This window comes from Patescibacteria group bacterium (assembly GCA_041661505.1).
Taxonomy (GTDB): domain Bacteria; phylum Patescibacteriota; class Patescibacteriia; order Patescibacteriales; family JBAZCA01; genus JBAZCA01.
The window spans coordinates 1-14,596 of the sequence record JBAZUF010000002.1 but is presented as its reverse complement, the minus strand read 5'-3'; the positions used below and the strand labels follow the sequence as shown (position 1 = coordinate 14,596).

The window sequence follows — 14,596 nt, the reverse complement described above, 5'->3', positions numbered from 1 at the left end:
ACTCTGTGGGGCGTTTTTCTATATAGATCATTAAGCCGCTATTTTACTCTTATTTTCCAAGCCAGCTAAAACATTAGAAATGCAGTGAGTATTGCCTTTATTAATATTAGCATAATCTCTCACTGGAATTGGCATGTATCCGGCGGATTTGTAGGCAATAAAAGCGGACGATGCCTTGCCTTGTAAATCCGCTTCATCTATTACTTTCTTGTTATATTTATCCGGTGAAATTTCTCCGGGAAAAACCGGGAAAATTATTTTTCGTTCGCCGGTAATTTTATCGATAAAAGGGATAGCATTGACTGAAGTATAGGAGTTTTCCAGTTCTTCAAGGCTATGGCCGATTTCAATGATTTTATATCCCAAGCTTTCCAGCTGGGATTTTTGGTATCGCAACTGCTTTGCAACCGGCGATTGCGGATTGTCGGTGCACTGACTCATCGCCGCCACTCCGCCGCCAAGCATTACAAACGACTGGTCAATATGATAGCAAACATCTTTTTGCTCTTTATTGCCCATTACTATAATTTCGGCTCCGCCAAATTGGCGTGATACTTTTTTGGCCGCCTCTTCAAGGCTTATATTTATCCCTTTGGCCTGATAATTCGCGACCGTATAAAATATGTCATTGTAGCCGATAAAGACTCTTAGGCCGGAAGGAGTTTGGTCAAAGGACACGTTGCCGCCATCGAAATAAAAATCCGCCTGAATTGTATCCGGTCCGCTGAAGTATTCTTTTAGAAGCTTTTTTCTTGCCCGGTTTCTTTTCACATCCTTCGGGAAAAACTTTTTTTCATCAAACTCCATAGGAATCAAAAAATTCTCCCGCCCATTGGTTTTTATTGCCTCACCAAAGTCCTGCGCCCACTGGTCGACTTCGGTATCTTCTTTTATTAAGTGCCAGTTTACTCTATCAAGCAGGCGAACCCCGTCTTCGCATTCCAGCTCCAGAACCCGGAGCACTTCTTTCGCATAATCAGCTTCATTCTCATTTACTATGATTTCTATCTGTGAATAAGCCGGAAGCTTAATTAATAAATCGTGGAAAGTCCTATAGATTAATTTTTTATGTTCCAGTTCATCGTCTTTTTCTTTATTCCTTGTAGGCATGGAAAGTAAAATTCTCTCAAGTTTTCTATCATACTCCGGCGTTACTTCCACTTTTTCTTTCTGTTCGCTCCTTTCTATTCGTATTTGATCTTCAATCGCTGGTTTTTTTAAAATACTTTGATTTATCTCTGGCTTAGCAAGCCCTCCGACGCCGGCTTCTAGTCTTTTTGCCGCTAATACTCCCGCCGCCGCACCCATAAATTTTAAAAAGCCCCTCCTCGTATATTGTTTTTGAGGGAGGGCTTCTTCATCAGCGGGAGGAAATTTTGGTTGTTCGAATTTCATATTCTAGAGCTGATACTTTCTAATATTTTCGTCCGCGACCAGCTGTAAAAATTCGATTTGTTTTTTTCCGGCCTCGGATTTAAAGAGATGAGAAAATCTTCTTTGCATCTTTAGGTATTCTTCGACTCGGGGCGCCGGTTTTGAGACTTTCATGGAGCCCGATAGCTGGCCGTTAACATATTCGATTACCGGATAAAGGCCGGTTTGGGCGCCTAATTTTCCGAGCTTAATCCCGTCCGCCGGCTCGATTCCCCAGCCCGGAATGCAAGGGACCATAATCTGGATATAGCTTGGGCCGGGCGTTGCCACTGCCTTTTTAACTTTCGCGGCAATGTCAATTGGAAAGCCGGCGGTAGTTTGGGCAACGTACCTTAATCCGTGCGCCAGGGCGACCGCAACCATATCTTTTTTCCTTAGTTCAGATCCGACTGACGCAATGCCGGCCGGCGAGGTCGTCGTATTGGCGCCCGGCGGAGTGGCGCCCGAAGCCTGGACGCCGGTATTGGCGTAAGCTTCGTTGTCATAGCAGATATACAAAATATCTTCGCCCCGTTCCCACATCCCGCTTATGTTTCCGAATCCGATATCAAAGGTTCCGCCGTCGCCGCCCTGGGCAACTACTTTTGGCAAAGGCAAGCCGGTTTGTTTCATCTTGGCTTTGTGGATTAAGGCCGCTTGAACGCCGGAAGCGACGGACGACGCGTTTTCGAACAGAGAATGGATCCAAGGCATGCCCCAGGCCGATTCGGGGTAGGGAGTGGTTGTTACCTCAAGGCATCCGGTCGCGTTCGCGATAATGGTATTCGGGCCCAAAGCTTCGGCCACCGTGCGGGCGGCAATCAATTGCGTGCAACCGGCGCAGGCCCGGTGGCCCGGGGATAATAATTGTTTTGATTTTGGTTTTACGGCTATGGATTTTTGCATAATTGCTTCGAGATTAATTAGGGCTGGGATCGGTTGAAACGGCTTTCAGTTTACCCAGTTCTTTGACTTTTTCAAATTGGCCGATGAAAGACGAGGCGTTTAAAACTTCAATTAAAACCGGCTGGCCGGCCGATGATAAATGGATTATAAAATTGCCGAATTGCCGGGCATTTTTGATCGGGCCTTTGGATATTTCCCAGGAAAGCAAATTGGATTCGGCATCATAAATCATATTAGCATTTTATCGGAAAAAAAGTAATTACCCTGATAATCTCGCCTTCCTTTTTATATATCACTTCCACTCCGTCCTTGCAAGCGGAAAAAAGTTTTCCCTTTTTTTTCGCCTTGTCCGGCAATCTAACCGCCGCTTCTACCTGCTCGCGGGTAATAAAAACATTATGCTTATTCAAAATTTCAAATTTTTGTTCGGCGTATTTGGTAAAGTGGATCATAGGCAGTTATAGATATCGTGTTTTCCGATTGAGATAAACAAGATATCTCCCCCGGGCTGGCGGTCGAATATTATCCGGTAATCCTTATTAATTGAAATGGACCAAACCCCTTTAAGCCGACCGGAAAGAGAGTGAAGCCTCAAAGAAGGATGAAGCGGATTGGCTTTAAAGAGGTCTTCTTTAGCGAAGGCGGTTTTTTGAATTTCCCCCGGCAGTCTCTTTAACTGTTTAACAAACTTCCTTGAATACTCTATATTCTTTACAATCATAATAAATCGGCCATTGACCTGGCTTTGATTGTTTTTCCGGCTTTATATTCTGCCCGGGCTTCTTTCACGGCTTCCACTAGCTCATCTTCAGATATCCAGTCGTCTTCCAAGTCTCTTTCAATCAGGCATTTAACGTATTTGCCGACCGAATCAAAGCCGATGCTTTTTATTCTTTTTTTCAACTCCCGCAAGGTTTCGCCGGGCAGGGAGACGGTTAATATTTCGCGCATACTGATTAATGTTAATATTATAGCAATAGACGTATTGTATTACAATTGTATTACAAAGTCAAGCTACCTGCGGGCGAATAAGATAATTCCGCCAATTATCAGAACGGCGGCAATCAAAGCGGCGGTTAGGGGATTTTTTAGCGTGTTTATAGCCTTTTGAGCAAATGTATCGCTATTAGTGGTCGTATTACTAAACGGAATTCCATTTGGACAGAAGCTTAAGTAATAATTTACTCCGGATAGGCCGCTGTCAACATAATCAGGAACTTCTAAGTCTACATTCAATTTGCAGGCCGCGCTCCGGCTAATTTTTAAGCTTCTTAAAAGTTCATTTTCGGCTTTAGTTCTCGCGCTTCTCACGTCTTTATTTTCAAGCGTTATCAAAAAGAGACTGTCCGGATTAAAATAGCTCAAAGTGAAGTCCTGATTTTGCTTTATAAAATAAGTATTTTTGTCTAGCTTATTATCGGAAAAGGGAAAGAAATTATAGACTTTTACGAAGCCGGACACCCCTTTTATTTCTATCCGGTTTCTTGTATTTGAAAAATAAATTAAAGGAATGGATAATAAAATTGCTATGGAGATAACAAGAATAATTTTTTTAGGCATATTATTATTTGCAATTGTCATTATAATATGACCAGTCGGTAAAACCGCCGCTTGAGCTTTTTAGAATACAGGCTAGCTGAAGGTTTTTACTTACGTTGGTTATGTCGCTTACGCAAGTATTATATTGTTCCGCGGTTCCTTTCATTCTGCAAGCGCTTCCGCTTCCGCTAAACAACCCATTACATGAGCTTGGAAAAGCTTCATTCAATTTTTTATTTTTGCTATTTTGATGATACTTTACATTTATCTGAAACAATCCTAATGAATATGAATATTTTTTTCCATCGTCATTTGTGCAGGAATCGGTGCCGCTTTTAGAGCCGATATTGCCTCCGCTCTCACCCCTGCATACGGCTGAAGCCGTATCAACATCTCCGCAATTCCAGCCGTTGCTGGCTAATGTAGTTGGACTGCAATTTCCTTGAGTTGCTGCCGTGCAGGCCCAGGAACAGCAACAGGTTGTGTTTTCCCCCGACGCAGTTCCCGAACAATTGCCTGAATCCGAGACCTTTCGCGCGTTGCTTCCGCAGGTTGAGTCGCCCCAAGAACAGCCCTTCTCCGTCGCCGAAGCTTTTGAACAGCAACAATGATAATTAGTACTGGTACTTCCGCAGCTGTCGACCGGCGAACTGGTAACTTCGTTTTGGGTTGTGGTATTGCAGGCATCCGATTGCCAGCCGCAACCGGTTGTATTACTTACTTGGCAGCAACAGGTTTTATATTTAGTTAAGTCTTCGCCTTCACCTACATAGTTTCCCATAACGTCCGAGCAATCGCTCATATTACCGGTTGAAACCCTGTCTGAAGAGCAGGTAGTATCAGTCTCGGGTTTGCAGTTGGAATATTTACTACTTGACGAAGTCGGATAGCCCACTGTTTTAACGACCTTTACCCTTAGCGGCTGGAAATTAACCAAATTGGGGTTGATTAGGTTTAGTATAAGAAAAGAAGTTAGGGCCAGTATCAAGCCGGTAACGGCGCCGGTTATCCAGCTTTGGGCGTCTTTGACGCTTGACGGATTGCCGCCGGCGGTAAGCCATCTTATTCCGCCGATCATTATAGCAATAGCGGCGACTATTCCAATCACGCCGATTCCGTATTTATAAATAGCGGCAATATATTCGCCGATCCATTTAACGCAATAAATCGGTTGTCCATCCGTAGCCGTACCGCATTGAGTTGGGGTAGTAAATTCTTCGAGGGTCGGGATTTTTATCTGCAGAGTCGGCGGCGTCCAGGTTGTGGCGGCTTGGGCGGAGTAAATGAAAGAAGAATTAAAAAGCATCAAAAAAATAGAAAAAGATATGAAAAAAATAATAGCTAATACTTTTTTATTCATAACAATTAAAATGTTTAACAACCTTTTCCTCCCCAGACAGAACATCCTTTCCAGGTCATATCCCAATGGCCGCTTTCCTTGGCATAACAAGCACCGTTTGTCGCCTGATACATCTCAGCCCCATCAGACCTATTGTTACTGCATTGGCCATAGCTTTCTATTTTTTTATCCAATTTGTCATTAAAATATAAATCGGCTTTATCGCCTCCACTGTGGCAGGTATAAGAATTTTGGTTTGAGCATAGCGCATGAGTACCTCCCGTTACGCTCATCACTTTGACCGTACAAGAAGAGTTTTCTTTAGCACAGTCTTTATAGAGTTCAACTAAATCGTCTAATACTTTTTGGTTTACGTTTTCTAGGCTTACGCTGTCGGGGACAGTAATTCCTTTACCGGCTAAATATTCTCTCGCATATGAATCAGAAAATTTGGCGCCTGATTTATATGTCGAGGGTGTAGAAGACCAATTACAGCAGCAAGCTTTTCCCTTGCTGGTGTTAGTGCCGCATTTGGTCCGGTTAGAATCTGACATTTTTTCTTGGGTGTTATCGTTGCAGGTTTCGCTAGACGACCAATCGCAACCCGTACTGGCTGATGTAGTGCAGCAGCAAATCGTGTCCCCTGAAGAATAATATGAGGATGCATCCGTTTTTTTCGTCGCGCAATCTGTCCCCTCGGTTCCTAGACTATATCCATAATTTTCATCGCAAGTACCGGCCCAACCACACGAACCAGACGTCGAATAACCCGAAGTCTTTACCACCTTTACATATAAAGGCTTGAAAGAAACAAGGTTGGGATTGACGGTATATAAAATTGTATAGGACATGAGGGCGAGAACTAAACCGAACAAGCTTCCTTTTATGTAGTCCTGGGCTTTACTTACTTGGGTGGCGTTTCCTCCGGCGGTAAGCCAGACGATTCCTCCGGCCATAAGCATGATAGCCGCGACCATGCCGACAACGCCAATCCCATATTTATAAACCCCGGCCAGGTATTGCCCGATCCAGGGGACTTTGCATATTTTATTCCCTCCCGTATCAGTTCCGGAACAGTCAATTTTTGTAGCTAAATTTACCGTTGGGATTGAAATCTGAAGCTTAGGAACTTTCCAGGTCGGGGTCGAGTCGTCCGCGTAAGCGAAGGAAGGGTTTAAAAAGAGAAGGCTAAAGAAAATTGCCATTAAGTATAAAGATAGAAAGTTTTTTTTGGCTTTAGTAATAGACATTTTATTAGCCTTTAATCCATATAAAGCAATCCAGGCTCGGTATTATTGCGAGGTGCAGGTATTATCGCTAGAGCATTTTGCGCCAGTTGAAAAATTTTTATAGGTGAAACCAGTGCAATAGCCGTTGCAAGCAGTTTGGTCCTTTAACCCTTCAGAGCACCCCATTGCATTCCAAGACGCATTGACACAACTGCAGCAAGTTGTACTACTAGACGTTGATGAACTCGTGTCATTTTTCAAAGTTTTAATGCTAGATATCCTAAAATTAACGAGCGCCGGATTAATTAACCCTAAAATCATAAACGACCCTAAAGCGAGGACTAATCCGGTCAGGCTGGCTTTTATATATTCCTGGGCTTGCTTTACCCGTTCCGGCGAACCGCCGGCGGTAAGCCAGACGATTCCGCCGACCATAAGCATTATCGCGGCAACCATGCCGACAATGCCGATTAAATATTTGTAGATAGCTTTAATATATTGGGCAATGGCGGCGGTATTATTATTTATGGTATATGAAGAGCCTTGCTTGAAATCGCTCCCAGGAATAGTGATTTGGGGATTAAATTTCGCGCTTCCCGAATTGTCGTCCGAACCCGATCCGCAGGTAGCGCTAGAACTGGTAGTGATCATTTTTCCCGAACAGGTATAATCATAGCAGTTGCCGTCCTTATCAGAATAGCCGAGAAGGGAAGTTCCGCAACAGCAATAATAGACTTCGGCTTTGGCGGGAGAGGGAAATAAAATTGTCAATAATAACAAGAATCCGAATATGCCTGATACTGAAACGGACAATAGTTTAGAAAGTTTTAGCTGCATATTTAATGGAATTGGCGGCGCAGATGGCGGCGGCTAGGGCATCGGCGGCATCGTCGGGCTTAGGAATTTCTTTTAGGGAAAGAATGAGCTTAACCATCCTTTGCACCTGTAATTTGCTCGCCGCTCCGTAAGAGGAAACAGCCTGCTTGATTTGGAGGGGAGTAAGTTCGGATACCGGAATTTTTTGCTGATGGGCGGCCAGTATAATTACTCCGCGGGCTTGGCCGACTATCATTGCGGTTTTTGCGTTATTGCAAAAAAAAAGTTTTTCGACGGCAATCAATTCCGGCCGGAATTTTTTTATTATTTTTGTGAGTTCGCGGTAAATAATATCCAGCCGTTCGCCTACCTCTATTTTAGCACTTGTTTTAATCGAGCCATAGAGGAGGCAGGAAAGTTGATTCCGTTCGGAACGGCAAACCACCCCGTAGCCGGTGTCGGCGATTCCGGGGTCAATGCCTAAAATTATCGACGCATGGGGCTTCATGATTTGTATATGTAAACTTTGCTTGGCTGGGTGTCTAAAATCTTTACAGGCTGCCAGCCGTGGATTTTGAATCCGTAAGAAACAACCGGCGTTCCGGGGCGCAAATTGGCTTTTAATTTTTTTCCGACCTTTTCCATTATCGAATCAATCAGGAATAAAAAAACGCAATCAGCCTGGCTTAAATCGGCCCGGAAAAAATTGGACCGGATTATATTAACCCGGCTGCCGGTAATGAATTTATTTATTCTCGCTTTTAGGTAAGGATATGGAGAAAGTTCATAGCCGGTAGCCTTGTAGCCCATTTTTTCGGCTAAAAATAGCACATTTCCATCGCCACAGCCCAGATCGTAAATTTTTGAACCGGCCGCTAGGTTCAGTTCATTTAAAGCGATTTTGGCGTTTTTTCTTGGCGTCCGGACAAAAGGCACGCGGGTAAAAACGAGGGTTACTATCGTGAAAAAAGCGAACGCTATAAAAACAATATCAAAAGCGACGACCGCGTATAAAGCATAAAAAAGCCAAGCCATAAATTACTAGATATTAACGTTGGAAAAATAATCGGATACGTCTTCGTTATCTTCCAGCTCAAAAATAAATTTTTCTACCTTTTCCTTGTCCTCGCCGGAAACATTATTTTCTTCCTTAGGGACATACTCGATTTGAGCCGATTCGGCTTTTAATCCCTTGGCTTCCAAAAACTCCTTAACTTTTTGCAAGGCTTCCAGGGGAGTATAAATCGTCGCGCCTTCCTCTTCTTTAATTAAATCGTCAATCCCCGCGTCAATCAGCTCCAATTCAAGATCTTCCAGATTTATGCCCTTACCCTTGAATTCTTCTCCCGCCACCCGGATAACGCCTTTCTGGGAAAAATTCCAGGAAACGTTTCCCAGGCTTCCGCCGTATTTAGTGAAAATATGGCGGATAGTGGAGGCCGAGCGGTTTTTATTGTCGGTTAGGGACTTTACGATAAACTGGGAATTAGCCGGTCCAAAGCCTTCGTAGTATATTTCGGAAATGTCCGCGCCCCCTAACTCTCCGGTGCCGCGCAAAATCGCCCGATCGATATTGTCTTTGGGCATATTGGCGGCCTTAGCCTTATCAATAGCCATGCGCAGCATAAAATTGACGGACGGATCGCCGCCTTTTTCCCGCGCGGCTATGGTTATCAAGTTGCCCATCTTGGTGAAAATCGCCCCTTTTTTCGCGTCTACCACGGCTTTTTGCCTTCTGGTTGTCGCCCATTTGGAATGTCCTGACATAATCAATTATCAATTATTTTTTATATTCAAGCCTACTATAAAATTAACATGTTTGGGCGCCAAAATCAATGTTTACTTAGCGGCAATATGTTAGTATAATTAGGTAAGATTAATAACCAAAACTTTTATGGAAATTATAAATTTAAACCAGGATGTTTTAAAGGGTTTAGAGTTTTTTTCTAAGAATAGGCCGGCTAAGCTGGATTTAAACCAATTTAAAATGCCGTTTGTGGTCGGGTCAGAAGGCGCTTATTTTACCGGCCATAATCTATTTGCCGGGCGGTCGGCCATCCATGCCAATGAAAGCAATTTTAAATCTCTGATCGATTCTTACTCCGAAATAATAAAACAAGGCTTAATAAACGATGCGGTAATAATTTCGGCTTCCGGGGAAAAAGACGCGATTTGGGAAATTGACTACGCTAAAAGGAATAATTTAAAAACCACGCTTTTAACTTGCTCGCCCGAATCGGCTGGAGCGCGAATCGCCGATCAGGTTATTGTTTACAAAAAAATCGCCGAACCCTATACTTATAATTTTTCCACCTACTTCGGGATGGTGATTTCGGTGACCGGGGAAAATCCGAAAAAAATAAAAGATTTTCTAAAAAAATTGAAAATTTCCGGCCATATCAAAAAAAGCAAATATTATTCTTTCATCCTGCCGGATAAGTACGAGTATATCGCCCAGATGCTAAAAACCAAAGACGATGAATTATTCGGGCCGCATTCGATGGTAAGGGCCTATACCGAAGGCAAGGCGCGGCACGCTAAATTTGTCGTCCGTTCCGATAAAGAGCTGGTTATCGGGCTGGGAGTAAAAAATAAATTTTTCGGCCAGCCGGATAAAAGATGGGACATTAAAATCCCGGCTTGGGCCGATACCGGATTTATTACGAGCCTGGGTTATTATATCACCGGCCTGGTACAGGAAAATAACCTGCCTTATTTCAAAAAGCACATAGAAAATTACTGCAAAGATTATGGCCCCAAAGCTTACGGAAAAGATGATAATTTTGATCCGATTGTCCCGGGGAGTAAAGGCTAGGGCGATAATTCCATTAGCCGCAATTTTCTCAATATAAAAATCCGCCCCGCAGAATGCGGGGCGGATTTTTATATTCCGCGCGGCCTAATGTTATTATTTTCTTTTGTAGATATCGTCATACCGCTTAATGTCATCCTCTTCTAAATAATCGCCGGTTTGGACTTCAATCATCTCTAAGGGGCCCTTTCCCGGATTGCCGAGCCGGTGCTTAGTTTTTAGAGGAATATAGGTGCTTTCGTTTTCTTTTAAGCGGATTTTATTTTCCCCGTTTACCACTTCAGCCGTCCCTTTAATTACTACCCAGTGTTCGGCCCGGTGTTCATGGGACTGGAGGCTTAAATAAGCGCCGGGATTAACCGTAATTTTTTTGACTTTATGCTTAGGCTTATCAATTAACACTTCGTATTTGCCCCAGGGCCGGTGGACCAATAGATTGTGCTCCAATTCCTTAAAGCCTTTATCCTTAAGATGCTGGACCACTTTTTTTACGTCCTGGCTCTTGCCTTTTCTTTGTATTAATATGCTGTCGTCGTTTTCAATAATAATCAAATCGTTAACGCCGATAGTGGCAATGAGCTTGTTGCCGGCGCTTTGGGCGTAGATATTTTTTGAATCAATGCCGACGTGGCGCTGGTGGGCCGGGGCGCCGGCTTCGATTAAAGCGTCGAACGAACCGATATCAGTCCAGCCAAAATCTCCTTCAAAAACAATCATCTGCTTTGACTTTTCCGAAACCGCCAGGTCGAATGAAATCGGTTTTAGCTTGGGAAAACCGGATAAAAATTCATTGTAGCTTTTCTCGTAAAGAGAATAAATTTGCGGCGCGTGGAGCCTTAACTCCCGCTCGAGAGTTTTTGGGGTAAAGAGATACATGCCGCCGTTCCAGAGATATTTTTTTGAGGCAAGGTAGGCTTTGGCGGTTTCGTAATCAGGTTTTTCAACAAATTTTTCAACCCGGTAGTAGCTGCCAATTTTTTTTCCTTTTTTGATATATCCGTATCCAGTTTCAATTTTTACCGGCGCGATGCCGATCGCGCCGAGATTGTCGCCAAGTTTTTTCAAGGCATTCTTAGCTACCTGGGTGAACTTATTTTCGTTTTTGATATAATGGTCGGAGTGAACTTCGATAATTGGCTCGTCTTTATTTATACGTTTTACTTCTTTTAAATATTTTACGGCTAAAACGATAGCCGGAGCCGTATCTAAACTCGCCGGCTCGATAATCAGCTGGTCGTCTCTAAAGTTTTTATCAATTTCTTTTATCTGGTTCAAGGCGTTAAACAGGTTTTCCTGGTTGGTAATAAGATAAATATTCCTAACCGGAATGAATTTTTTCATCCTTAAATATGTCTGCTGAAGCAGGGAATGGTCGCCCAAGAGTTTTAAAAACTGTTTAGGGTAATTTTTTCTTGAAAGCGGCCAGAGCCGGGTACCGGACCCGCCGCATAATATTAGGCAGTGCATATATATAAGATATTATCTTTTATCTATTTTTACAAGGCGTCTATCATACTGTCTTTACCGCGTAGTTTTCCGCTGCAAATTCGTATTGTTCAATAAATATTTTTTTCATCGGCAAGATTGAATTTAATTCATAAAATGCCAAAACGGCCGATTTGTATTCTTCTTCGTCAACACTGCGGTAGGAGAGGGGGGCGAGAGAATGAGAAACAAGAAGAGCATTGGCCATCATTCTAGCCGTTCTTTTATTGCCATCTTCAAACGGCTGAATATAACTCAATCCGGCTAAGGCTAAAAGAGCTTTAGCGTAAGGCGTTTTGCATTTGGAGACGGCTTTTGACAAATCCTCTACAGCTTCAGCGAGCTGGTAGATGTTATCCAGTGGCCGGTAAATTGATCCAGTAACACCGACCGAGCTTGTCCTAAAACCGGATTTCACCCTCAAGCCTTTAATAATGACCGAATGAAGATCTTCCAAATTTTTTCTGGTGATAGTCTTGAATTTATGGGCATGGGCACGGATATAGTAAAAGGCGTCTTTATGATTCAAAATCATCCGCGCCTCATTCTTCGCATGACCGGACGCTTCCTTATTTTCTAAAATTAATTTTTCAGTGTCCAGGAGCGTGTAGGTATTGCCTTCAATTTTTGAAGATTTCCAGGACAGCTCAATGACCAGGCGTTCCAGCTCCTTTTTTTGGAGAGCAACGGATAATCCTGCAGTTCTCTTTTTGAACTCCTGGGTAGCGGCATCTAGTCTATTTAATTCTTCTTCCGTAAATATGTCAGCCGGAAAATCGGGAAACAAACGGAAGTTATACCGATTCAATCCATAACGCTTGTCGGGCTCTGCATCTATATATTGTTTAGCGTTGACATTGGCCAAAACTCGTCCGCGAACGCTTATCTCATAGACAGTGGAGCGTCCCCGGCCCGATAATTCTAAAAACCCAATTTGCGCCAGTTCTGATAAGGCTCTTTTAACGGTTATCAGGGACACATTTTCTCCTTCGGCATTCAGCTCCCGGTGCAATTCAGAAGATTGGAGTTTTTCATTTTTGAGGAAAATATTAATGATTTTTTCCTGTTTTGCGGTTAATTTATTCATAATCGTATCATTTTACTATTTTAATCATATCATAATGATACGATAAAAGCAAGATAAAAGCAAGCATTTTGTTTTCGCTTGACAGGACAGAAAGAATGGATTATTATTAAGTAAGATTTCGTAAAATTCAGTTAGATTCCAAACAGTGATATTGGAAAGAACAATGTCCCTGTTTTTTAACTGTCTTCGCACTTTAACAAATAAAGGATCAAAGGTTGATTCTTTCATACCAAGTAGGTAAGGTTTTGCTTTCTCACGTAGCAGCGAGAAAAGCAAAACAAAATATAGTGGTCCTGAATTCGGTTAGTCGACCAAAAATCCGAGTTCAGAAAGTTTTGGTGCTAACAGGCGCCAATTCACGTACTATTCCGAGCCCCGCAAATGCGGGGTTCAAACCAAAACAAAACATAAAATTGAGCTAATCATAATTACTCAATACTCGAGAGCAATCTCGAAACTTTTTGAGAGTTTGATCCTGGCTCAGGACGAACGCTGGCGGCGTGTCTAAGGCATGCAAGTCGAATGGGTTTAGACCCATGGCAAACGGGAGAGTAACACATTGGTAACTTACCTTGAGGTCGCGGATAATCAGCCGAAAGGCTGGATAATACGCGATGGAAATGAGGGGACACAAGTCATTCTCATTTAAAGATTTATCGCCTCAAGAAAGGCCTATGCCCTATCAGCTAGTTGGTGAGGTAAAAGCTCACCAAGGCTACGACGGGTACCGGGTGTGAGAGCATGGCCCGGCTCACTGGGACTGAGACACTGCCCAGACTCCTACGGGAGGCTGCAGTCAAGAATCTTCCCCAATGGCCGAAAGGCTGAGGGAGCGACGCCGCGTGCAGGAAGAAGCTCTTCGGGGTGTAAACTGCTTTTCTTTGGGACGAATCTATGACGGTACCAAGGGAATAAGGGGCTGCTAACCTCGTATATGCAATTGTTAGCAGTAACGTTCGTATTACTAGAGTGCGCGCCTTAATGGAAACATTAAGGGTGAACTCGGCTTATATGCTGGAAACTCTAATCGCAAATAGTCTGTTGCCTAGCGGTTAGACAATCAGCAGGGAAGTTGCTATAATAGAAGAATGAAAATTAGCTTATCTAAGCGACAAAAGTCAATTATTATCGGAAGTATTTTAGGCGATGGATATCTTGATTTTAACGGATACCAGGGAACCAGATTGCAAATAAAGCAATGCCAAAAAAATAAGGAATATGTTTGGTGGCTCTATAATGAATTGAAAAATTTATGCAAGAGCGAACCGAACATGAGAAAAGACGGCAGTCAATGGTTTTTTGGAACACGTTATATAGATGAACTAACGGGTTTGAGGAAGGACTTTTATAGCCACACTGGCAAGAAAAAAGTTCCTGATCAAATTAGTGAAATGTTAGTTGATCCATTATCTTTGGCAATTTGGTTTATGGATGACGGAACGCTTGATTTCCGCCCCAAAAGCCATTTTGCATTCAGCCTGGCCGTTAATTGTTTTTCGCTTAAAGATGTAAAAAAACTTGCCGACGCAATGCTAAAGAATTTTGGGATTACAACATCAATCAATAATTCTTTATGCCGAGGCAAGAGATATCCGCGTTTACATGTCGGTAAAGATGGCCGGATAAAATTTATGTCTATTATTAAGCCGTATATTGTTAGTTGCTTTAGATACAAGCTACCTTCATTATAGTTAACCCTTCAGAGACTTCTTCCTGTCATAAATTGGCGGGAGTAATAGCAGGTACCTGATAATCAGGAATATAAACTGCTATTAGATGCCGAGCACCCCGCAGTTTGCGGGGTGGTGATATAGTCCAAGCTATTAGTAAATACTACTAAATGGCCAGCAGCAGCGGTAATACGAGGGCCCCAAGCGTTGTCCGGATTTATTGGGCGTAAAGGGTACGTAGGCGGTTTATCGCATTTCCTGTTAAATCTCGAGGCTCAACTTCGAGGCCGCAGGAAAGAT

The 14,596-nt window shown here is 43.0% G+C and carries 16 protein-coding genes and 1 rRNA gene; 2 read left to right on the top strand and 15 right to left on the bottom strand.

Annotated elements, in window-relative coordinates:
- Positions 1–30: 30 nt before the first annotated feature.
- The 13 genes from WC715_02430 to WC715_02370 all read right to left on the bottom strand — a co-directional run bounded on the left by WC715_02430 (position 31) and on the right by WC715_02370 (position 9,009).
- Positions 31–1,395 (bottom strand): hypothetical protein, encoded by a 1,365-nt coding sequence (locus WC715_02430; GenBank protein ID MFA6171291.1) that lies wholly within the window; start codon positions 1,393–1,395, stop codon positions 31–33.
- Positions 1,396–1,398: 3 nt separating this feature from the next.
- A complete protein-coding gene (locus tag WC715_02425) occupies positions 1,399–2,319 on the bottom strand; it encodes a thiamine pyrophosphate-dependent enzyme (GenBank protein ID MFA6171290.1) in 921 nt (306 codons plus the stop codon).
- Between the two features lie 13 nt (positions 2,320–2,332).
- Positions 2,333–2,551, bottom strand: coding sequence for a DUF2283 domain-containing protein (locus WC715_02420; GenBank protein MFA6171289.1), 219 nt, complete (start codon positions 2,549–2,551; stop codon positions 2,333–2,335).
- Position 2,552: 1 nt separating this feature from the next.
- Positions 2,553–2,771, bottom strand: a complete 219-nt coding sequence (locus tag WC715_02415) for a hypothetical protein (protein MFA6171288.1) — start codon at positions 2,769–2,771, stop codon at positions 2,553–2,555.
- Positions 2,768–3,040, bottom strand: coding sequence for a type II toxin-antitoxin system mRNA interferase toxin, RelE/StbE family (locus tag WC715_02410; GenBank protein ID MFA6171287.1), 273 nt, complete (start codon positions 3,038–3,040; stop codon positions 2,768–2,770). The genes WC715_02415 and WC715_02410 overlap by 4 nt, the downstream gene beginning before the upstream one ends.
- Entirely contained in the window at positions 3,037–3,270 is a 234-nt protein-coding gene (locus WC715_02405) for a hypothetical protein (protein ID MFA6171286.1), read from the bottom strand. Before WC715_02405 ends, WC715_02410 begins: the two co-directional genes overlap by 4 nt.
- 63 nt (positions 3,271–3,333) lie before the next feature.
- Positions 3,334–3,879, bottom strand: a complete 546-nt coding sequence (locus tag WC715_02400; GenBank protein MFA6171285.1) for a hypothetical protein — start codon at positions 3,877–3,879, stop codon at positions 3,334–3,336.
- Positions 3,880–3,883: 4 nt separating this feature from the next.
- Positions 3,884–5,218, bottom strand: coding sequence for a hypothetical protein (locus tag WC715_02395; protein MFA6171284.1), 1,335 nt, complete (start codon positions 5,216–5,218; stop codon positions 3,884–3,886).
- Between the two features lie 14 nt (positions 5,219–5,232).
- Complete coding sequence (locus WC715_02390) at positions 5,233–6,447, bottom strand: pilin (protein MFA6171283.1); 1,215 nt, start codon at positions 6,445–6,447, stop codon at positions 5,233–5,235.
- A gap of 42 nt (positions 6,448–6,489) precedes the next feature.
- Entirely contained in the window at positions 6,490–7,263 is a 774-nt protein-coding gene (locus WC715_02385; GenBank protein ID MFA6171282.1) for a pilin, read from the bottom strand.
- Positions 7,244–7,750 carry a crossover junction endodeoxyribonuclease RuvC gene (ruvC, locus tag WC715_02380; GenBank protein ID MFA6171281.1) on the bottom strand — a complete coding sequence of 169 codons (507 nt, stop codon included), beginning with the start codon at positions 7,748–7,750 and terminating at the stop codon, positions 7,244–7,246. Before ruvC ends, WC715_02385 begins: the two co-directional genes overlap by 20 nt.
- The gene (locus WC715_02375) at positions 7,747–8,277 is read right to left on the bottom strand and encodes a hypothetical protein (protein ID MFA6171280.1); all 531 of its coding nucleotides are present in this window, start codon (positions 8,275–8,277) and stop codon (positions 7,747–7,749) included. The genes ruvC and WC715_02375 overlap by 4 nt, the downstream gene beginning before the upstream one ends.
- A 6-nt stretch (positions 8,278–8,283) precedes the next feature.
- On the bottom strand, positions 8,284–9,009 hold the full coding sequence (locus WC715_02370) for a YebC/PmpR family DNA-binding transcriptional regulator (protein ID MFA6171279.1): 726 nt from the start codon (positions 9,007–9,009) through the stop codon (positions 8,284–8,286).
- 127 nt (positions 9,010–9,136) lie between these two features.
- On the opposite strand from WC715_02370, the gene WC715_02365 reads away from it, so the two are divergent.
- Positions 9,137–10,057 carry a hypothetical protein gene (locus WC715_02365; protein ID MFA6171278.1) on the top strand — a complete coding sequence of 307 codons (921 nt, stop codon included), beginning with the start codon at positions 9,137–9,139 and terminating at the stop codon, positions 10,055–10,057.
- Positions 10,058–10,150: 93 nt separating this feature from the next.
- On the opposite strand, the gene WC715_02360 is transcribed toward WC715_02365, so the two are convergent.
- Positions 10,151–11,521, bottom strand: coding sequence for a mannose-1-phosphate guanylyltransferase/mannose-6-phosphate isomerase (locus tag WC715_02360; protein ID MFA6171277.1), 1,371 nt, complete (start codon positions 11,519–11,521; stop codon positions 10,151–10,153).
- A gap of 43 nt (positions 11,522–11,564) precedes the next feature.
- Positions 11,565–12,626 carry a Fic family protein gene (locus WC715_02355; GenBank protein MFA6171276.1) on the bottom strand — a complete coding sequence of 354 codons (1,062 nt, stop codon included), beginning with the start codon at positions 12,624–12,626 and terminating at the stop codon, positions 11,565–11,567.
- A 457-nt stretch (positions 12,627–13,083) separates the two neighbouring features.
- Here WC715_02355 and WC715_02350 point away from each other — a divergent pair.
- Positions 13,084–14,596: ribosomal RNA gene (locus tag WC715_02350) — 16S ribosomal RNA — on the top strand; the annotation flags it as partial.

Excerpts from the sequence above, each read along its gene's own strand:
- WC715_02360 (MFA6171277.1), bottom strand. The coding sequence starts at position 11,521 with ATGCACTGCCTAATATTATGCGGCGGGTCCGGTACCCGGCTCTGGCCG.
- WC715_02400 (MFA6171285.1), bottom strand. The coding sequence starts at position 3,879 with ATGCCTAAAAAAATTATTCTTGTTATCTCCATAGCAATTTTATTATCC.
- WC715_02390 (MFA6171283.1), bottom strand. The coding sequence starts at position 6,447 with ATGTCTATTACTAAAGCCAAAAAAAACTTTCTATCTTTATACTTAATG.
- WC715_02430 (MFA6171291.1), bottom strand. The coding sequence starts at position 1,395 with ATGAAATTCGAACAACCAAAATTTCCTCCCGCTGATGAAGAAGCCCTC.
- WC715_02410 (MFA6171287.1), bottom strand. The coding sequence starts at position 3,040 with ATGATTGTAAAGAATATAGAGTATTCAAGGAAGTTTGTTAAACAGTTA.
- WC715_02415 (MFA6171288.1), bottom strand. The coding sequence starts at position 2,771 with ATGATCCACTTTACCAAATACGCCGAACAAAAATTTGAAATTTTGAAT.
- WC715_02365 (MFA6171278.1), top strand. The coding sequence starts at position 9,137 with ATGGAAATTATAAATTTAAACCAGGATGTTTTAAAGGGTTTAGAGTTT.
- WC715_02405 (MFA6171286.1), bottom strand. The coding sequence starts at position 3,270 with ATGCGCGAAATATTAACCGTCTCCCTGCCCGGCGAAACCTTGCGGGAG.
- WC715_02420 (MFA6171289.1), bottom strand. The coding sequence starts at position 2,551 with ATGATTTATGATGCCGAATCCAATTTGCTTTCCTGGGAAATATCCAAA.
- WC715_02355 (MFA6171276.1), bottom strand. The coding sequence starts at position 12,626 with ATGAATAAATTAACCGCAAAACAGGAAAAAATCATTAATATTTTCCTC.
- WC715_02370 (MFA6171279.1), bottom strand. The coding sequence starts at position 9,009 with ATGTCAGGACATTCCAAATGGGCGACAACCAGAAGGCAAAAAGCCGTG.
- WC715_02375 (MFA6171280.1), bottom strand. The coding sequence starts at position 8,277 with ATGGCTTGGCTTTTTTATGCTTTATACGCGGTCGTCGCTTTTGATATT.
- ruvC (MFA6171281.1), bottom strand. The coding sequence starts at position 7,750 with ATGAAGCCCCATGCGTCGATAATTTTAGGCATTGACCCCGGAATCGCC.
- WC715_02395 (MFA6171284.1), bottom strand. The coding sequence starts at position 5,218 with ATGAATAAAAAAGTATTAGCTATTATTTTTTTCATATCTTTTTCTATT.
- WC715_02385 (MFA6171282.1), bottom strand. The coding sequence starts at position 7,263 with ATGCAGCTAAAACTTTCTAAACTATTGTCCGTTTCAGTATCAGGCATA.
- WC715_02425 (MFA6171290.1), bottom strand. The coding sequence starts at position 2,319 with ATGCAAAAATCCATAGCCGTAAAACCAAAATCAAAACAATTATTATCC.